This is a genomic window from Pseudomonas sp. PARCl1 (assembly GCF_947311875.1).
Classification (GTDB): domain Bacteria; phylum Pseudomonadota; class Gammaproteobacteria; order Pseudomonadales; family Pseudomonadaceae; genus Aquipseudomonas; species Aquipseudomonas juntendi.
In genome coordinates this window covers 1-18,236 of sequence record NZ_CAMZMX010000003.1, presented here as the reverse complement: position 1 = coordinate 18,236, position 18,236 = coordinate 1, and the positions used below count along the sequence as shown (strand labels likewise).

Sequence of the window (18,236 nt, the reverse complement as noted above, 5' to 3'; positions counted from 1 at the left end):
CCAGGGCCCGCCATGCAAACGCTGTTGAACGAGATCCTTGAACAAGTACGCCCCTTGATCGGCACGGGCAAAGTTGCCGATTACATTCCTGCGCTGGCCGACGTGCCGGCCCAGCAACTGGGCATCGCCGTCTACAGCAACGATGGCAGTCACTACTGTGCGGGCGACGCCCTGGAACCGTTCTCGGTGCAGAGCATTTCCAAGGTGTTCAGCCTGGTTCAGGCGATAGGCCATTCGGGTGAAGCGATCTGGGAGCGGCTTGGCCATGAGCCGTCCGGCCAGCCATTCAACTCGCTGGTGCAGCTGGAGTTCGAGCGCGGGCGCCCGCGCAACCCGTTCATCAACGCAGGGGCCTTGGTCATCTGCGACATCAACCAGTCGCGCTTCGCTGCGCCAACCTTGTCGATGCGCGATTTCGTCCGGCGCCTGTCCGGTAACCCGCACATCCAGATCGACACCCGCGTCGCCGATTCGGAGTATCAGTTCCGCGCGCGCAATGCGGCCATGGCTTACCTGATGCAGTCGTTTGGCAACTTCCACAACGAGGTGGAAACGGTGCTGCGCAGTTACTTCAGCTACTGCGCACTGCGCATGAATTGCCTGGACTTGGCGCGGGCATTTTGCTTTCTGGCCAACGACGGCTTTTGCAAGCACAGCGGTCAGCAAATTCTCAGCCGTCGCCAGACCCAGCAGGTGAACTCGATCATGGCCACCAGTGGCCTGTATGACGAGGCAGGCAACTTCGCCTACCGGGTAGGGTTGCCGGGCAAGAGTGGCGTGGGCGGCGGCATCGTCGCCATCGTACCGGGGCAGTTCAGCGTATGCGTGTGGTCGCCGGAGCTGAATGCGGCGGGCAACTCGCTGGCCGGCATGGCCGCGCTGGAGTTGCTGAGCGCACGCATTGGCTGGTCGGTGTTCTGAATACCAGGCTGGCCTGGCGCGTGGTTGCTTGCCCCAGCCGGGTTCGGCCAACCTGATTGAACGTTTCAGCGCCATGAGCCGTCGGTATTGCATGTCTTATGCAATGGAGGTAGCCCATGAAATACCGCGCACTCGGCAACACTGGCCTGCTGGTTTCGGAGCTGGTGGTTGGCACGGTCCCGTTCGGCGGGCGTGGCGCATTCGAAAAAACCGGTAGCGTGGATGTCGACCAGGCACGGCGCATGTTCGACATGGCCTTCGATGCCGGCGTCAATATGGTGGACACGGCCGACTTGTACTCGCACGGCCTTGCCGAAGAAATCGTTGGCCAGGCGCTGGCCCAGCGGCGCCAGTCGATCATCCTCGCGACCAAGGCGCGCAGCCCGATGGGCGACAACCCCAACGACAGCGGGGCGTCGCGTTACCACTTGATTCGCGCCTGCGAGGCCAGCCTCAAGCGCCTGGGTACCGACCATATCGACCTGTACCAGGTACACAACTGGGATGGCGTGACGCCGGTGGAGGAAACCCTGGCGGCCTTGGACCACCTGGTGCAGAGCGGGAAGATCCGCTACTTCGGCACGTCCAACTACACCGCCTGGCAAATGATGAAAACCCTCGGCAGCGCGCGCGTGAATGGCTGGCAGCAGCCGGTCTCGCAGCAAATCTATTACACCCCGGAGGCGCGCGAAGCCGAGTACGAATTGCTGCCCATGGCCATCGACCAAGGGGTTGCAACCTTGGTGTGGGGGCCCCTGGGCGAGGGGTTGCTGACCGGCAAGGTGCGGCGCGGGCAGCAGACCCCCAAGGGCACCCGCCAGGGCAATGACTGGCCAGAACCCTACGTGCATGATCGCGATCGGGCCTATGACATCATCGAAGCCTTGATCACCATCGGCCAGCGCCATGGCTGCTCGCCGGCACGGGTATGCCTGGCCTGGCTCAAGGACCGCCCAGGCATCACCAGCGTGATCACGGCGGGGCGCAGCTTCGAGCAGCTGCATGACAACTTGCAGGCGACCGAGCTGGTGCTCTTGCCAGAAGACCTGGAACAGATGGAACAGGCCACGCGGATCGCGCCCCAGTATCCCTACTGGCACCGGATCGCGGCCGAAATGGACCGCATCGACCCTGCCGAGGCGCCATTCATCGCCTTGCACCGCAAAACGATGCAGCGCCAGCAACCGTGACGAGTGCAGGTAATCGTTCAGCCACCATCGAAGAGGACACGCCCATGGCCGAGCAGCAGAAAGACCAGCAAACCCAAGTGCCAGCCCATTCCACGGAAGAGGAGAAGGCCCGGTTGAAAGACAAGAACAAGGACGGCATTCCGCCGGGCGCCGAGTAATCGCAGCGCAGTACCAATCTGGCGGTCGCTTGGCCCCACGGGCCAGGCGCCCGCTATTTACCTGAATTATTTTCTGCCCGACCGGTCAGGTATTGAGTCCTTGTTCAATCAAGAGGTTCTTATGCACGCCTACACGGTCCGCTATCAACTCAATGGCCAGCCTTGCACCCACACCTTCGAGCTCGAACAGCCCGAGCTTGCCCTGCACCAGGCAGCGCTGCACCTGATGGTGCTGCACTTCGGCCACGGCGAGAACAGTTTGCTGATGCCGCCCGCTGATGCCAGCCCGGACGAAATCTTGGCCCAGGCCAAGGTAATGGGGCTGACCCAAATCGACGTGGCGTGACGAAGCCCACCGGGTGAGCCTGCCACCCCTTGGCGTGGCAGGCTGAACGTCAGCGCCGCCGTAATGCGGCGGCCAGCCCTAGGGTCAGCACCACGGCACTGGCGATTGCCACGCCGATGGCAGCCGCGGCGCCCCAGGCTTGCAGCAGTGCTGCCAATACCAGGTAGAACGCGATCACCCCCACCGCGCCAATCGCATTGCCCCGCACCATCGCGGCCATCCCGGGCCGGCCATTCTGTACGTAGGCAAACACGACCAGCGGCCATGCGATTACCGGTATCGGTGCCAGCATGCCGCTGGTTGCCGGGCCCAGCCAGTCGGCCAGGCTTGTGGTCAGCATCAGCAGGCTGGTCGCCGCCACCATGCGCAGCGGTATTTCCCAGTATCGGTGCTTGGGGCGGGCCAGCATGTCCGGGCTGGGCTCGCGGCCACTGGCGCGTATCAGCACCCCGATCAGAACCAGCGCTACGGCCACCGACAGGTGCAGGTTGCCCCAGTGGGTAAATGCGTTAGCCACCAAGCCGTACGCCAGCAACGCCAGCAGCACGGCGGGTACCAGCGCTGCCCGGCGGGTGCTCCACATGAAGCAGCAGTACGTCGCCTGCACCGCCACCAGGCCGCCCAGTGCGCCAGGCACTGCAGCTACAGCAAAGGTGCTGCCCTGTTCCAGGCACAGGAAGGTCATGACCAGTGCCGAGGTAATGGGCATGCCGGACAACAGCCCGCCCAGCAGGCCGCCCCATCGGCGCGACGCCAGGGAAATGGCCCACATCAGCAAAGGGGTGACGATTAGCTTCAGGTACAACAGCGTCATTGCGCGAATGGGCCCAGGCCCAGCTCGGTGTGGGTGGCCAGGGGCTGCAGCAGCATGCAATCGTTCCTTGTGCGTGGGGGCAAGCCTGCGAGCATGCGGCGGCGCAAGGGCCGGGGTCAAGGCTGTGGCGTGCCTGCAAGGTCATGCCGCGCGGGCCGGGCCTAGGGCGCGAAGCGGCTCACCACGGGATCCGCTGGCCGTCCCACCCCCAGAAGCTGCCACTGTCGGCTGGGCCTGTCCGGCCTACCTGGTCGATCACGCACTGGGCGGCAAACGCCGGCTCGAACAACTTGCCCGGCGGCACATTGCTTTGGAACGGCCGCGACAGCGCGGTATCGGTGGTGCCTGGGTGCAGCGCCAATACCGTAGCCGCCGGGTTCAGGCGTTGCAGCTCGATACTTGCCGTGTGCAACAGCTGGTTCAGCGCCGCCTTGCTCGCGCGGTAGCTGTACCAGCCGCCCAGGCGGTTGTCGCCGATCGAGCCCACCCGCGCCGACAATGCGGCAAAGGTGGCCGGCTGTTGGCGCAGCAGGGGTAGCAGGTGCTTGAGCAGCAGAATAGGGGCGAAGGCATTGGTCACGAAGCTGGCCTGCAACCCGGCCAGGTCCAGCTGGGCCAGGGATTTTTCCGCCTTGGCGCCTTGCTGGTGCAGAATGCCCAGCGTGCTCACCACCAGGTGCAGGTGCTTGCAGCCAGCGCTGACCGTGCAGGCCAGCGCAGCAAGGGCCGCCTCGTCGCGTGCATCGCAATCCACCAGCCTCAGGCGTTGGCCGTGTGCGGCCGTCAGCGCAATCAATGCGCTGCTACGGCTGGCACTGCGCGATACCGCCCACACCAGGTCGATATCGTCGCGGGCCAGCAAGGCCTGGCACAGTGCCAGGCCGATGCCTTGGCTGGCGCCGCCTATCAGGGCATTGGCTTGCCCGGTCAATCCAGGGATCAGGTGCATGGGGCGCCCTCGGCACTGCGGGGTACTCCCAATGAGTACACCGGGTCATTGCAGATCATGCGCTACCGGCAGCAGCACCGCGGTAGCGCGGCTCACAGGTTTTACGCCTGGTAGATCCTGGTCAACAAGCGCAGTAATTGCTCGCGCTCCTCGTCATTCAGTGCCGCGGTCGCTTCCCGGTCGCTGTCGCTGGCGATCTGCTTCAACTCCTTGAGCAGTACTTCACCGGCTTTGCTGAGAAAAATCCCGTACGAGCGCTTGTCCGGTTTGCAGCGCACCCGTACGGCCAGGGCGCGTTCTTCCAGCTTGTTCAACAGCGGTACCACCTGGGGTGGCTCGATGGCCAGCGAGCGGGCCAGGTCCGCCTGCATCAGCCCTGGGTTCTGCTCGATCACCGCCAGTGCCGAAAATTGCGCCGGGCGCAGATCATGGGCAGCCAGCCGGCCGATAAAGTTCTGAAACAGCTTCAACTGGGCACGGCGAAGGGCATAACCGATCAAGTCTTCAAGCACGACATCCGCCCCGGAAACGGCGGTGGCAGCAGTATCGGTGGTGCGGGCAGACCTTCCCATCGGGTGAATGGCTCCTGGGGCATGGGTAATAAAGTTACCTAGTTTGCCTGCCTTGGCAAGATCCGGCTAGAGGAGGGCTGGTGAAAAAGAGCGGGGGCTTAGATGCTGCAAAGGATAATTTTCATAATAGTTAATTGACATAACTAGTTTGCTCCCTTAGCTTGAGGGCGTCACCCCGAACAACAAGAGTGCAGAACCATGAGCAAATACGCAGGCCGTTGGGCTACCGTGAAAGTCGAGCTGGAGTCGGGCATTGCCTGGGTCACCCTGAATCGGCCAGAAAAACGCAACGCCATGAGCCCCACCCTGAACCGGGAAATGATCGACGTGCTGGAAACCCTGGAGCAGGACGCCGAGGCTGGCGTACTGGTCCTGACCGGTGCCGGGGAGTCGTGGACGGCCGGCATGGACCTCAAGGAGTACTTCCGCGAGGTGGACGCCGGGCCGGAAATCCTTCAGGAAAAAATCCGCCGCGATGCATCGCAGTGGCAGTGGAAGCTGCTGCGCATGTACGCCAAACCGACCATTGCCATGGTCAACGGCTGGTGTTTCGGCGGCGGTTTCAGCCCGCTGGTGGCCTGCGACCTGGCCATCTGTGCCGACGAAGCCACGTTCGGCCTCTCGGAAATCAACTGGGGCATCCCACCCGGCAACCTGGTCAGCAAGGCCATGGCCGACACCGTGGGCCACCGTCAGTCGCTGTACTACATCATGACCGGCAAGACCTTCGGTGGGGCAAAGGCGGCCGAAATGGGCCTGGTGAACGAAAGCGTGCCGTTGGCCCAACTGCGCGAAACCACCCGCGAACTGGCGCTGAACCTGCTGGAGAAAAACCCGGTGGTGCTGCGTGCCGCCAAGAACGGCTTCAAGCGTTGCCGCGAACTGACCTGGGAGCAGAACGAAGACTACCTGTACGCCAAGCTCGACCAGTCCCGCCTGCTGGACACCGAAGGGGGGCGCGAGCAGGGCATGAAGCAGTTCCTCGACGACAAGAGCATCAAGCCAGGCTTGCAGGCTTACAAGCGTTGAGTGACAGCGGGCCGCGCCGCCCCTGGCGGCAGCCCGCGAATAGTGCCCATGAATACAAAAAGAGGAATGAGCATGTTGCAGGTGCCTTTGCTGATTGGCGGGCGGTCGTGCCCCGCCAGCGATGGACGAACCTTCGAGCGACGCAACCCGGTCAGTGGTGAAGTGGTATCGCAGGTGGCCGCGGCTTCGCTGGCCGATGCCGATGCTGCCGTGGCAGCCGCCAGCGCGGCATTCCCGGCGTGGGCAGCACTGGCGCCCAGTGAGCGACGTGGCCGCCTGCTGGCCGGCGCAGACCTGCTGCAGGCGCGCGCCGGCGAGTTCATCGCTGCGGCCGGTGAAACCGGGGCGATGGCCAACTGGTACGGCTTCAATGTGAAGCTGGCGGCCAACATGCTGCGTGAAGCCGCCGCCATGACCACGCAGGTCACCGGCGAGGTGATCCCTTCCGATGTGCCTGGCAGTTTCGCCATGGCCTTGCGAGCACCGTGCGGGGTGGTGCTGGGTATCGCGCCCTGGAATGCCCCGGTCATTCTGGCCACGCGCGCCATCGCCATGCCCCTGGCGTGCGGCAATACCGTGGTGCTGAAGGCGTCGGAGCAGAGCCCGGCGGTGCACCGGTTGATCGGCCAGGTGCTTCAGGATGCGGGGCTGGGCGACGGCGTGGTCAACGTTATCAGCAACGCCCCGCAGGATGCGCCAGCGGTGGTCGAACGCCTGATTGCCAACCCCGCTGTGCGGCGGGTGAATTTTACCGGCTCCACCCAGGTGGGGCGCATCGTCGGCGAGTTGGCCGCACGCCACCTGAAACCGGCCTTGCTGGAGTTGGGCGGCAAGGCGCCGTTGCTGGTGCTGCACGACGCCGACCTGGACGCCGCGGTCGAGGCGGCGGCCTTTGGCGCCTACTTCAACCAGGGCCAGATCTGCATGTCCACCGAGCGCTTGCTGGCCGATAGCCGCATCGCCGATACCTTTGTCGACAAGTTGGCAGTCAAGGTCAGCGGGCTTCGTGCCGGCGACCCCCAGGCCAGCGACTCGGTGCTCGGCTCGCTGGTCAGCAGTGCGGCGGGCGAACGCATCAAGGCGCTGATCGACGATGCCGTGGCCAAGGGCGCTCGCCTGGTCTGCGGCGGCCAGCTGGACGGCAGCATCCTGCAGCCGACCCTGCTCGACCATGTCGACAGCAGCATGCGCCTGTACCGCGAAGAGTCGTTCGGGCCGGTGGCTGTAGTGCTGCGCGCCGAAGGTGACGAGGCCTTGCTGCAACTGGCCAACGATTCGGAGTTTGGCCTGTCGTCAGCCATTTTCAGCCGGGACACCAGCCGGGCGCTGGCCCTGGCCCAGCGCGTGGAATCGGGTATCTGCCACATCAACGGGCCGACCGTGCACGATGAAGCGCAAATGCCCTTCGGCGGGGTGAAGGCCAGCGGCTATGGCAGCTTCGGCAGCCGCACGGCCATCGACCAGTTCACCCAGTTGCGCTGGGTCACCCTGCAACAGGGCCCCCGGCATTACCCCATCTGAGCAACACGCAATTGGCCGCCCCGGGCAATGCCCGGCGGCGGCAGCCTGTACAACAAGAACAAGGAGCAACCTGCGTGAATACCCAACCCCGCCTGCGGTCATGCGACCCTGGCCAACCGCCGCGCTACCGGCAGGTGTCCATTGGGCACCCACAAGTGCAGGTCAGTGAAACCGACGGTGTGCTGCGCATGCTGGCGCTGGAGCCGTTGGCGCCTTTGCCGGCGCGCCTGCTCGACCGCCTGCTGCACTGGGCGCGCGTGCGCCCGCACACCACCCTCATCGCCGCGCGCGAACCCAGCGGTGGCTGGCGTGAAGTCAGCTATGCGCAGATGCTCGACCAGGTACGTACCATCGCTGCCCACTTGCTAGGGTTCGGCCTTGGCGCCGAACGGCCGCTGGTACTGTTTTCCGGCAATGACATCGAGCACCTGCAGCTTGCCCTGGGGGCCATGTATGCCGGCATTCCTTACTGCCCGGTGTCGCCTGCCTACGCACTGCTGTCGCAGGACTTCGCCAAGCTGCGCCACGTTTGCGAGGTGCTGACCCCTGGCCTGGTGTTCGCCACCGACAGCCAGCCGTTCCAGCGTGCCTTCGATGCCGTGCTGGATGAATCGGTGCCGGTGGTCAGCGTGCATGGCCAGCCGCCACGCCGCCGCCATTTCAGTTTCGCCAGCCTGCTGCAGCCCTGTGACCTGGCGCCGGCAGACGCTGCGTTCGCCGCCACCGGGCCCGATACCATTGCCAAGTTCCTGTTCACCTCGGGTTCCACCAAGCTGCCCAAGGCGGTGATCACCACCCAGCGCATGCTCTGCGCCAACCAGCAGATGCTGCTGCAGACCTTCCCGGTGTTTGCCGAAGAGCCGCCGGTGCTGGTCGATTGGCTGCCCTGGAACCACACCTTCGGCGGCAGCCACAACCTGGGCATCGTCCTGTACAACGGCGGCAGTTTCTATCTGGACGCCGGCAGGCCGACCCCGCAAGGCTTCGCGGAAACCTTGCGCAACCTGCGCGAGATTTCGCCCACGGCCTACCTCACCGTACCCAGGGGCTGGGAAGAGCTGGCCAAGGCGCTGGAGCAGGACGCCCAGCTGCGCGAGGTGTTCTTCGCCCGCATGAAGCTGTTCTTCTTTGCCGCAGCGGGGCTTTCGCAAAGCGTTTGGGACCGCCTGGACCGTATCGCCGAGCAGCACTGCGGCGAGCGTATCCGCATGATGGCGGGCTTGGGCATGACCGAGGCGGCGCCGTCCTGCACCTTTACCACCGGGCCGCTGTCGATGGCCGGCTACGTCGGCTTGCCGGCACCGGGTTGTGAGGTGAAGCTGGTGCCCCAGGCCGACAAGCTCGAAGCGCGTTTTCGCGGCCCGCATATCATGCCGGGCTACTGGCGCTCGCCGCAGCAAACTGCCGAGGTGTTCGACGAGGAGGGCTTCTACTGCTCGGGCGATGCACTGAAACTCGCGGATCCGCAACAGCCGGAGCAGGGCCTGATGTTCGACGGCCGCATCGCCGAGGACTTCAAGCTGTCGTCGGGTGTATTCGTCAGTGTCGGGCCACTGCGCAACCGCGCGGTGCTGGAAGGCTCGCCCTATGTGCAGGACGTCGTGGTCGCGGCGCCCGATCGCGAGTGCCTGGGCATGCTGGTGTTCCCGCGGCTACCCGAGTGCCGGCAATTGGCGGGGCTTGGGGCACAGGCCAGCGACGCCCAGGTGCTGGGCAGCGACGCGGTGCGCCAGTGGTTTGCCAACTGGCTGACGCACCTGAACCGGGACGCCCAAGGCAACGCCAGCCGCATCGAATGGTTGGCCTTGCTTGAAGAGCCACCCTCGATCGACGCGGGCGAAATCACCGACAAGGGCTCGATCAACCAACGTGCGGTGTTGCAGCGGCGCGCTGCCCTGGTCGAGGCGCTGTATCGGTGCGAAGCCCCGGGCCAGTTGCACGCACAGGCGCGGCCATGAGCGGCGGGCTGTGCACCGTGTTCGACGACGTTGCCATCGTCGATATGGTGCGCACCCCTTGGGTTGACCTTGGGGGTGCGCTGGCAACCGTTTCACCCATCGACCTGGCCATCAAGGCCGGGCGGGCGGTGCTGGCGCGTGCCGGTAGCGATCCGCAGGCCGTGGGCAGCGTGCTGGCCGGCAGCATGGCCCAGGCCAGCTTCGATGCCTATTTCCTGCCAAGGCATGTCGGCCTTTACTGTGGCGTGCCGCTGGCAGTGCCGGCCTTGGCGGTACAGCGCATCTGTGGCACGGGGCTCGAGCTGTTGCGCCAGGCTGCCGAGCAACTGCGCAGCGGGGCGCCGCAGGTGTTGTGCGTAGGTGCCGAATCCATGTCACGCAACCCGATCGCGGCCTATGAACACCGGGGCGGCTTCCGCCTGGGGGCGCCGGTCGGGTTCAAGGACTTTCTCTGGGAGGCGTTGTACGACCCGGCGGCCGATGTGGACATGATCGGCACCGCAGACAACCTGGCCCGTGAGCATGGCCTGGCGCGGGAAACCGTGGATGCCTGGGCCTTGCGCAGCCATCAGCGCGCGTTACAGGCCCAGCAGGCCGGTTGGTTCGCTGAGGAAATCGTCAGCATCAGCAGCGAAAGCTTCTTCGCCGACGGCTACCAGCCACGCGGTATCGAACTGCCACGCGGGCTCGCCGAAGTCAGCCGCGACAGCCACCCACGGCCCACCGATGCTGCAGCGCTGGCGCGGCTGCGTACCGTGCACCCTGGTGGGGTACAAACCGCAGGCAACAGTTGCGCGGTGGCCGATGGGGCGGCGGCGGCAGTGGTGGCGCCCTACGCCAGTTGCACGCGACCGCCCCTGGCGAAACTGTTGATGGCCACGGCGGTGGGCGTATCGCCGCACACCATGGGTATCGGGCCGGTGCCGGCCATCGAGCTGCTACTGGGCCGCAGCGGCCTGCGCGCAGACCAGATAGACCGCTTCGAAATCAACGAAGCGCAAGCCGCGCAGGTGGTGGCGGTGGCCCAGGCGCTACAGCTCGATGTGGCAAAGCTCAACGTTCACGGTGGCGCCATTGCCCTCGGGCACCCGCTGGCCGCCACCGGGTTGCGGCTGGTGCACACACTGGCTCGGCAACTGCAGCAGGGCAACCTGCGCTATGGGGTGGCTGCTGCGTGCATTGGCGGCGGCCAAGGCATGGCGCTGCTCATAGAAAACCCCCGTTTCACTGCCTGAACAAGAGGTGTTCCATGGCCTGGAAGGCCCCCCTGCTGGACATGCAATTCGTGCTGCAACATTGGCTCCAGGCTGACAAGGCCTGGCAGGCAATGCCGCCTCATGCCGACCTGGACCTGGACCTGGCGTGGCAGGTGCTGGAACAAGCCGCCCGCTTCACTGAGCAGGTGCTGGTGCCGCTGAACGCCACAGGTGATCGCCAGGGTTGCCGTATGGAGGCGGGGCAGGTGCGGACCCCGCACGGTTTCCCGGCGGCCTACCAGGCTTATGTCGAGGCAGGGTGGCCGGCATTGGCCTGTACCCCGCAGTTCGGCGGCCAAGGGTTGCCGCTGGTGCTCGACGCTGCGCTGCAGGAAATGCTCTTCGCCAGCAACCATGCCTGGGCCATGTACACCGGTATCGCCCATGGCGCGTATCAATGCCTGCAGGCGCATGCCAGCGAACAACTGCAGGCACGCTACCTGCCCGGTATCGTCAGTGGCGAGATCCTGCCCACCATGTGCCTGACCGAGCCCCAGGCCGGCAGCGACCTGGGCCTGTTGCGCTGCCGCGCCGAGCCGTTGGGCGACGGCCGTTATGCCATCACGGGCAACAAGCTGTTCATCTCCGGCGGCGACCACGACCTGACCCGCCAGATCGTGCACCTGGTGCTGGCGCGGCTGCCGGGCGCGCCGGCCGGCAGCCGCGGTCTGTCGCTGCTGCTGGTCCCCAAATGGCTGGAAGACGGTCAGCGTAATACGGTGCAGTGCGAAGGCCTGGAGCACAAGCTGGGTATCCGCGGGAGCGCCACCTGTGCATTGCGCTTCGAGGCGGCCAGTGGCTGGTTGGTGGGGCAGGCGCACGGCGGCCTGGCGGCGATGTTCGTGATGATGAATTCGGCCCGGCTGCACGTTGGCTTGCAAGGGCTGGCGCACGCCGAAGCCGCCTGGCAATGTGCCCGGGAATACGCCATGGCGCGTAGGCAGATGAATGCGCCCGGGCAGCCCAAGGGCCAAGCCGACCCCATTCACTTGCACCCCGCCATGCGCCGGGTGCTGCTTGAGCTGCGGGTGCGCAGCGAAGGTATGCGCGCACTGGGCTACTGGGCAGCGCACTGGCTGGATGTGGCCGCAGCAGCCACTGACCCCGGGCAACGGGCCAAGGCGTCGACGCTGGCGGCGCTGCTGACACCGGTCATCAAGGCTGCCTTCACCGAGCAAGGTTTCACCCTGGCCAGCAAGGCCCTGCAGGTGTTCGGCGGTTATGGCTACACCTGCGAGTTCAGTATCGAGCAAACGCTGCGCGACAGCCGCATCGCCATGATCTACGAAGGCACCAACGAGGTGCAGGCCAACGACCTGCTGCTGCGCAAGGTGCTGGGTGACGGCGGGGCGGGCATGGCACTGCTGCTGGGCGAACTGCGTAAAGAAGCCGGCACCGGCATGGCGGCTGCGGTTCTGCAGAAGGTATGTGCGGTGCTGCAAGGGCTACTTGCCGAGGTCATGGCCAAGGCGGCCGCTGACCCCGAGTACCCGTACCGCGCGGCCGGCGACTTCCTGCAACTGTGTGCCACGGCGTTGCAGGCGTTTGCCTGGGCGCGCACCGAGCGTTGCCTGCAGGCCTTGCCGGTGGACGCGCCACTGCGCCTGCAAAAGCAGGAAAGCATCGGCTTTTTCTGCAACTACCTGATGCTCGATTTCGACCGCCAGGTAGCGGCCGTGGCGGCGGCCGCTGCCCCGTTGCCCAGCATTACCGCACCGTTCTGAAACCCACGTGTGAAGTGGCCATGAACACCGGCTGAGGTTGCCGCGCCGAAGGCCGGTAGCGCAGGCAGCGGTCTGCCGAACACAGGTGCGAACCGCCCTTGATCACTGCCACTTTCACGCCGGGGTCGGCGGGGTCGTGGCTGTCGTCCAGGCTTGGCCCGGGCGGGTCCAGGCCAGCGTCGCGCTGCGGCGCATGGCCAGGGCGGTAACCCGTGCGGGTCAACTCCCAGACATTGCCCCCGGCATCGAACAGGCCAAAGCCGTTGACCGGGAAACAGCCCACCGGCGAAGTGCCGGTGAAACCGTCGGTGGCGGCGTTGTGGTACGGGAATTGGCCCTGCCAGGTATTGGCCATGGCTTTGCCCTTGGGCAGTTCGGTCATGCCCCAACTGAAGTCGGCATCCTGCAGGCCGCCGCGCATTGCATATTCCAGCTGCGCCTCGCTGGGCAGCCTGCGCCCGGCCCAGCGCGCATAGGCCTGTGCATCCTCCAGTGCCACTTGCACCACCGGGTGGTTAGCCAGCCCTTGCAAGTCGCTGCCCGGGCCTTGCGGGTGGCGCCAGCTGGCCCCGGGCACGAACTGCCAACCCGGGCGCAGCACATCCGGCCCTTGCTTGAACACCATTGCCCCCGGCACGCGCAGGTGCTGGGGCAGGCTGGGGTCGTCGGCCTTGTCGATCCCCCGCTCGGCATGGGTGAGGTAGCCGGTCGCCGCGACAAAGCGTGCGAACTGGGCATTGGTGACCGGGTGTACATCGATCCAGAACGCCGACACTTGCGCCAGGTGGGTGGGGCCCTCCTCGTCGTAGTAGCGGTCCGAGCCGAAACTGAACTTGCCGCCGGGCAGCTGCACCATGCCGTCCCGCCAGGGGCCTTCACGGGGGGTGGGTACACCGCCATAGCCATCACACAGCAGCGCCGGGGCCGCCGCTTGCGGCCAGGCGCTGTAGCCAATGGCGAGCAAACCGGCGGCGAGCAGTGCGCAGCCGGCTGCACGCCCGATCATTGCTTGCTGGCCACCGCCGGGCTCGCCACTCTGGCAGGGCTGGCGGGGCGGCCTTCGGCATCGATCACGATATTGCTGCGCTGGGCGTAGGCCTTCCAGTCGCGCAGCATCTGTGCCACTTGCTCGGGGTGCGCAGCGGCGATGTCGTGGTGCTCACCTGGGTCTTTGCGCAGGTCGTACAGGTGCCACGCCGGTTTGCCGTCGGTGGCATCCCACAGCAGCTTCATCGGGCCCTTGCGCAGCGAAGCACTGCCGTTGATTTCCCAGCCCAGGGCTTCGTCACCGGCATGGATGAGCGTGTCGTCGCCTTGCAGGTAGTCCAGTGCCGAACTGCCCTGCGGCGGCACGATATCGCGGTCGCGGTACTTGATGCCGGGCATCGGCGCACCGGCCAGTTGCAACAGGGTGGGCATGATGTCGCGCACGCTGGCCAGCGCTTCGCTGCGCCCCGCTTTGATCGTGGCCGGGTAGTAGACAAAGGCCGGCACGCGGATGCCGCCCTGGTAGGTGGTCATCTTGTAGCGGCGGCTGGGCAAGGCGCTGACCTGGGCCCAGGCCGAGCCGATCATCAGGAACGAGTCGCGTCGGCCGTAGTTGTCCAGGCGGTTGTCGAAGTGCTGGCTGATCCACGTCGGGTCCACCCGTGAAGCGTTCTCCGGGCCATTGTCGGACATGAACAGGATCAGCGTATTTTCCAGTTCGCCCCGCTGCCTCAGGTGCGCTACCAACCTGCCCACCTCGGCATCCAGGGCGCTGACCATGGCGGCGTAGACCTCCATGGTGCGCGCCGATTGGCGTTGCTGCTCGGCGCTGAGCGATGCCCAGCTCGGCACCCCTTCCAGTTGTGCGTCCAGCGGGAAGTCGGCCGGTACCAGGCCGGCCTTGCGCTGGCGCTCCAGGCGCTGTTTGGCGATGGCCTCGTAGCCCTGGTCATAGCGGCCGCGGTATTGCGCCAGGTACTGGTCCGGTGCCTGCAGCGGCCAATGCGGCGCGGTATAGGCGGCGAAGGCGAAGAACGGTTTGTTGCCAGGGTTGGGCTGGTCAATCGCGTCAATGAGGCGGTCGGTGAACCAGGTGCTGGAGTAGAAGTCGGTGGGCAGCGCGATGGATTCACCGTTGTGCAGGAAGGTTGCGCTGTAGTTCGGCTGCAAATCCATGTTGGCTTGCTTGAAGTGCGCGGCGCCGCCTTCGAGCAGCACGTAGGCCTGGTCGAACCCGCGGTTCTGCGGCTGTTGCGCAGGTTGCATGCCCAAATGCCATTTGCCGGAAATGAAGGTCCGGTAGCCGGCATCGTGCAGCAGCTCGGCGAGGGTGGCGACATTGCCTGCCAGCACACCCTCGTAGCCGGGGCGCACTTCAGTGCCAGGCGGCAGGCGCTTGCGTGCCTCGGCCATCATGCCCAACCCGGCCAGGTGTGGGTCGTTGCCGGACATCAGCATCGCCCGGGTCGGGGAGCAACTGGGCGCGGCATGAAAGTCCAGCATCAGGCGGCCGTCGGCCAGCAGGCTGTCCAGGTTGGGGGTCTGAATTTCGCTGCCCAGTGCTGACAGGTCAGAGAACCCGAGGTCGTCAGCCACGATGAGCAGAATGTTTGGTTGTTTAACGATAGGGGCGGCCATGGCTTGGCTGGTGCCGAGCATCAGCAGGCCGAGCGCAGCAAGGGATTTTAGGCAGTTCATTGGGGTGCTCTTGTTGTTTTGGTAGGTAAAGGGCGGTGCTTACCCGCAGGTTAGACACCACGCAGCGTCGATATTAGCGGCCGGGGCCGGGTTTGCGCAGGCGGTTGGCGCATAAGCGTTCGATCAGCGAACGCTTATGCGCGCAGGCACCTTGTCGGGGCCATTTAACCATTGACGACAATATGGTTAACAAAAATAATAGTTCACAGAGTTATCCAAATTTATAAAAACAAGTAAAGGAAACTTCTGATGACCAAGCCGTTGAACCGGGCATGGGTGCTCGTTGTGCTGCTTTCGCTATGCCAGTACACGTATGCTGCGAACCCGCTGGAAGAGAGCCGGCCAGGCCGGCCCGGCGCGCCGCGCTGGGTCGAGGACTACCGCTTCCTCGATGACCCCGCCAAGGCCAGCGACCCGTTCGATGGGCTGCGCTACCACCGGTTGTCCGAGTCCGCCTGGCTGCAGCTCGGCGCGGAGGCCCGCTACCGTGCCGATGCATTGGACCAACCCTTCTTCGGTTTGCGGGGCCTGAAAGACGACTCCTACCTGCTGCAACGCTTGCAGGCGCATGCGGACCTGCACCTGTTCGATGACAGGCTGCGCACGTTCTTGCAGGTGGAAAACACCCGCGCCTTCGGCAAGGACCTTTATTCGCCCAACGACGAAGGCCGCAACGAAATCCGTCAGGCGTTCATCGACTTCAATCATGACTTTGCCGCAGGCCGGTACACCACCCGCGTCGGTCGTCAGGAAATGGCCTACGGCGATCAGGTCTTCGTCACCTACCGAGACGCGCCGAACCTGCGCCTGAGCTTCGATGGCGTGCGCGCCAGCCTCAACCTCAAGCGCGGCTACAAGCTCGATGCCTTCGCCGTCAGGCCACTGAGCACCGGTGAGGACAGCTGGGATGACGGCAGCAACAACGCGGTGAAGTTCTATGGGCTGTACGGCACGTTGCCGCTGACCCCCAGCTGGAACATGGACCTGTTCGGCTTTGGCCTGCAGACCGAAGCGCGCAGCCTGGCTGGCGAGGTCGGCGACGAGCAGCGCTACACCTTCGGCACTCGCCTGTTCGGCCGCTATCAAGCGCTTGACTGGAGCTGGAACCTGGCTGGCCAGCGGGGCCACCTGGGCGGCGCATCGATCCGCGCCTGGGCGCTGTCGAGTGACAGTGGCTATACCTTCGCCCACCCCTGGCAACCGCGCCTGGGGCTGCGCGTCGATGCTGCCAGCGGCGATGGCGAGCCTGGCGATGGCAAGGTCGGTACCTTCGACCCGCTGTTCCCGCGCAACGGCGTGTATGGCGAAGCCAGCCTGACCACCTTGAGCAACTTGATCGTGGTCGGGCCCACGTTCGGTTTTTCGCCGTCGCGCACGGTGCGTTTCGAGCCGGCCGTGCTGGCGGTGTGGAAGCAACGCGAAGAGGACGGGGTGTACATGCCGGGCATGAGCATGCTGGCCAACACCCGGGGAACCGGGCGCCATGTCGGCACCATCTACCGGGCCAACGCCCGTTGGCTGGCCACACCCAATCTCACGCTGGACCTGGACCTCAAGTACTACGACGTTGGCGCTGGCATCAAGGAGGCCGGCGGCGAAGATTCTTCGATCGTTTCCTTGCGTGCCACATTCAGGCTTTGACTTCACGACCCATAACAACAACAGGGGCCACACATGAGTCATTCATCCAAAGCTGCAAGCAAGCCGGTGCTCACCATCGGCCTGTGTTTTCTGGTGGCGTTGCTTGAGGGCCTGGACCTTCAGGCCACCGGCGTCGCCGCACCGCACATGGCCAAGGAATTCGCGCTGACCCCGGCGATGCTCGGCTGGGTATTCAGCGCCGGGTTGCTCGGGCTGTTGCCGGGCGCGTTCATTGGCGGCTGGCTGGCCGACAGGCTGGGCCGAAAAGCGGTGTTGATCGTCGCGGTATTGCTGTTCGGTGGTTTTTCGCTTGGCACTGCGCATGCCGACAGCTACAGCACGCTGTTGATCGCACGGCTGGTGACAGGGTTGGGGCTTGGTGCAGCGCTGCCTATCCTGATCGCCCTGGCCAGCGAGGCGGCGCCGGAGCACCTGCGCAGCACGGCGGTGAGTGTGACCTACTGCGGCGTGCCGCTGGGTGGGGCGATCGCTTCGGTGATCGGCATGGCCGGGTTGGGTGAAGACTGGCGAGTGGTGTTCTACGTGGGCGGTATTGCGCCGATCTTGATTGCCCTGGTGCTGATGCTGTGGCTGAAAGAGTCCCAGGCGTTTCGCGCCCGGCCTGCTGCCAGCGCGGGTGATGCGGGGTTGCTGACCCAGCTGTTCGGGCCGGGGCAGGTCAGCCGCACGCTGCTGCTCTGGCTGGCGTGTTTCTTCACCCTGACTGTGCTGTACATGCTCCTGAACTGGTTGCCGTCGTTGTTGATGGGCCAGGGTTACAGCCGGCCGCAGGCGGGTGCGGTGCAGATCCTGTTCAACCTTGGCGGCGCAGCAGGCTCGTTCCTGACCGGGCGCATGATGGACCGCGGGCATGCCGGGCGTGCGGTGTTCATCGGCTACGCCGGGATGCTGGCCTCGCTGGCTGGGTTGGGGCTGTCGAGCAGTTTTGCGCTGATGCTGGTGGCGGGCTTTACCGCCGGTTATTGCGCCATTGGCGGGCAACTGGTGCTGTATGCCTTGGCACCCACGCTGTACCCCACCCACGTGCGCGCCACAGGCGTTGGTGCGTCTGTGGCCGTGGGCCGGCTGGGCTCGATGGCCGGGCCATTGGCTGCCGGGCAAATCCTGGCGGCGGGGGCGGGGGTAGGGGGCTTGCTGCTGGCGGCCTCACCCGGCCTGGTGGTGGCCGCGTTGGCAGCGCGCGCGTTGCTGGGGCAGCGTAAACGCGCAGTTCTGCCTGCTGCGGCGCAGAACGCCGCGCCATAGGCCTGCCTGTAGTGCAGGGGCCGCTTTGCGGCCCATCGCAGGCAAGCCACACACAGGGGGCGCATCAGGGCTGATAGGTGTTTGTCACAAGATATGCAGCGCCTGTGAGATCGAGCGCCGCCCGCGCGGCGCATCGCGAGCTGCGCTCGCTCCTACGTTTGTTTCGGGCCAATTATTCCTGTGGGATTTGCGCGCGAACGCCTTGG

The 18,236-nt window shown here is 65.3% G+C and carries 15 protein-coding genes; 10 read left to right on the top strand and 5 right to left on the bottom strand.

What is annotated here, in order from left to right; genetic code table 11:
- Positions 1–12: 12 nt before the first annotated feature.
- The 3 genes from glsB (at position 13) to QME24_RS02325 (ending at position 2,615) form a co-directional block, all read left to right on the top strand.
- A complete protein-coding gene (gene glsB / locus QME24_RS02335; protein WP_009685859.1) occupies positions 13–921 on the top strand; it encodes a glutaminase B in 909 nt (302 codons plus the stop codon).
- Positions 922–1,037: 116 nt separating this feature from the next.
- Positions 1,038–2,111, top strand: coding sequence for an aldo/keto reductase (locus QME24_RS02330; RefSeq protein WP_280091741.1), 1,074 nt, complete (start codon positions 1,038–1,040; stop codon positions 2,109–2,111).
- A gap of 279 nt (positions 2,112–2,390) precedes the next feature.
- Positions 2,391–2,615, top strand: coding sequence for a hypothetical protein (locus QME24_RS02325; protein ID WP_280091740.1), 225 nt, complete (start codon positions 2,391–2,393; stop codon positions 2,613–2,615).
- A 49-nt stretch (positions 2,616–2,664) separates the two neighbouring features.
- On the opposite strand, the gene QME24_RS02320 is transcribed toward QME24_RS02325, so the two are convergent.
- The 3 genes from QME24_RS02320 to QME24_RS02310 form a co-directional block, all read right to left on the bottom strand.
- Complete coding sequence (locus tag QME24_RS02320; protein ID WP_232892451.1) at positions 2,665–3,429, bottom strand: hypothetical protein; 765 nt, start codon at positions 3,427–3,429, stop codon at positions 2,665–2,667.
- Between the two features lie 178 nt (positions 3,430–3,607).
- Complete coding sequence (locus QME24_RS02315; protein ID WP_232892450.1) at positions 3,608–4,378, bottom strand: SDR family NAD(P)-dependent oxidoreductase; 771 nt, start codon at positions 4,376–4,378, stop codon at positions 3,608–3,610.
- Positions 4,379–4,479: 101 nt separating this feature from the next.
- A complete protein-coding gene (locus tag QME24_RS02310) occupies positions 4,480–4,950 on the bottom strand; it encodes a MarR family transcriptional regulator (RefSeq protein WP_029886991.1) in 471 nt (156 codons plus the stop codon).
- A 198-nt stretch (positions 4,951–5,148) separates the two neighbouring features.
- Here QME24_RS02310 and QME24_RS02305 point away from each other — a divergent pair, with 198 nt between their 5' ends.
- The 5 genes from QME24_RS02305 (at position 5,149) to QME24_RS02285 (ending at position 12,438) form a co-directional block, all read left to right on the top strand.
- On the top strand, positions 5,149–5,979 hold the full coding sequence (locus tag QME24_RS02305) for a p-hydroxycinnamoyl CoA hydratase/lyase (protein WP_009685852.1): 831 nt from the start codon (positions 5,149–5,151) through the stop codon (positions 5,977–5,979).
- Between the two features lie 72 nt (positions 5,980–6,051).
- Complete coding sequence (locus QME24_RS02300) at positions 6,052–7,500, top strand: aldehyde dehydrogenase (protein WP_029886992.1); 1,449 nt, start codon at positions 6,052–6,054, stop codon at positions 7,498–7,500.
- Positions 7,501–7,574: 74 nt separating this feature from the next.
- Positions 7,575–9,458: a feruloyl-CoA synthase gene (locus QME24_RS02295; RefSeq protein ID WP_054904100.1), complete on the top strand. Its 1,884-nt coding sequence runs from the start codon at positions 7,575–7,577 to the stop codon at positions 9,456–9,458.
- Positions 9,455–10,693 (top strand): thiolase family protein, encoded by a 1,239-nt coding sequence (locus QME24_RS02290; RefSeq protein WP_280091739.1) that lies wholly within the window; start codon positions 9,455–9,457, stop codon positions 10,691–10,693. Before QME24_RS02295 ends, QME24_RS02290 begins: the two co-directional genes overlap by 4 nt.
- Before the next feature lie 14 nt (positions 10,694–10,707).
- Positions 10,708–12,438 carry an acyl-CoA dehydrogenase family protein gene (locus QME24_RS02285; RefSeq protein ID WP_232892448.1) on the top strand — a complete coding sequence of 577 codons (1,731 nt, stop codon included), beginning with the start codon at positions 10,708–10,710 and terminating at the stop codon, positions 12,436–12,438.
- Here the strand turns inward: QME24_RS02285 and QME24_RS02280 are convergent.
- Positions 12,422–13,444, bottom strand: coding sequence for a formylglycine-generating enzyme family protein (locus tag QME24_RS02280; RefSeq protein WP_280091738.1), 1,023 nt, complete (start codon positions 13,442–13,444; stop codon positions 12,422–12,424). The genes QME24_RS02285 and QME24_RS02280 overlap by 17 nt on opposite strands.
- A complete protein-coding gene (locus tag QME24_RS02275; protein WP_280091737.1) occupies positions 13,441–15,123 on the bottom strand; it encodes an arylsulfatase in 1,683 nt (560 codons plus the stop codon). The genes QME24_RS02280 and QME24_RS02275 overlap by 4 nt, the downstream gene beginning before the upstream one ends.
- Before the next feature lie 249 nt (positions 15,124–15,372).
- On the opposite strand from QME24_RS02275, the gene QME24_RS02270 reads away from it, so the two are divergent.
- Both QME24_RS02270 and mhpT read left to right on the top strand, forming a co-directional pair.
- Positions 15,373–16,764, top strand: coding sequence for an alginate export family protein (locus QME24_RS02270; RefSeq protein ID WP_280091736.1), 1,392 nt, complete (start codon positions 15,373–15,375; stop codon positions 16,762–16,764).
- 33 nt (positions 16,765–16,797) lie between these two features.
- Complete coding sequence (gene mhpT / locus QME24_RS02265) at positions 16,798–18,030, top strand: 3-(3-hydroxy-phenyl)propionate transporter MhpT (protein ID WP_054904094.1); 1,233 nt, start codon at positions 16,798–16,800, stop codon at positions 18,028–18,030.
- Positions 18,031–18,236 lie beyond the last annotated feature (206 nt).

Coding starts and splice junctions, on each gene's coding strand:
- glsB (WP_009685859.1), top strand. CDS start 13: ATGCAAACGCTGTTGAACGAGATCCTTGAACAAGTACGCCCCTTGATC.
- QME24_RS02330 (WP_280091741.1), top strand. CDS start 1,038: ATGAAATACCGCGCACTCGGCAACACTGGCCTGCTGGTTTCGGAGCTG.
- QME24_RS02325 (WP_280091740.1), top strand. CDS start 2,391: ATGCACGCCTACACGGTCCGCTATCAACTCAATGGCCAGCCTTGCACC.
- QME24_RS02320 (WP_232892451.1), bottom strand. CDS start 3,429: ATGACGCTGTTGTACCTGAAGCTAATCGTCACCCCTTTGCTGATGTGG.
- QME24_RS02315 (WP_232892450.1), bottom strand. CDS start 4,378: ATGCACCTGATCCCTGGATTGACCGGGCAAGCCAATGCCCTGATAGGC.
- QME24_RS02310 (WP_029886991.1), bottom strand. CDS start 4,950: ATGGGAAGGTCTGCCCGCACCACCGATACTGCTGCCACCGCCGTTTCC.
- QME24_RS02305 (WP_009685852.1), top strand. CDS start 5,149: ATGAGCAAATACGCAGGCCGTTGGGCTACCGTGAAAGTCGAGCTGGAG.
- QME24_RS02300 (WP_029886992.1), top strand. CDS start 6,052: ATGTTGCAGGTGCCTTTGCTGATTGGCGGGCGGTCGTGCCCCGCCAGC.
- QME24_RS02290 (WP_280091739.1), top strand. CDS start 9,455: ATGAGCGGCGGGCTGTGCACCGTGTTCGACGACGTTGCCATCGTCGAT.
- QME24_RS02285 (WP_232892448.1), top strand. CDS start 10,708: ATGGCCTGGAAGGCCCCCCTGCTGGACATGCAATTCGTGCTGCAACAT.
- QME24_RS02280 (WP_280091738.1), bottom strand. CDS start 13,444: ATGATCGGGCGTGCAGCCGGCTGCGCACTGCTCGCCGCCGGTTTGCTC.
- QME24_RS02275 (WP_280091737.1), bottom strand. CDS start 15,123: ATGAACTGCCTAAAATCCCTTGCTGCGCTCGGCCTGCTGATGCTCGGC.
- QME24_RS02270 (WP_280091736.1), top strand. CDS start 15,373: ATGACCAAGCCGTTGAACCGGGCATGGGTGCTCGTTGTGCTGCTTTCG.
- mhpT (WP_054904094.1), top strand. CDS start 16,798: ATGAGTCATTCATCCAAAGCTGCAAGCAAGCCGGTGCTCACCATCGGC.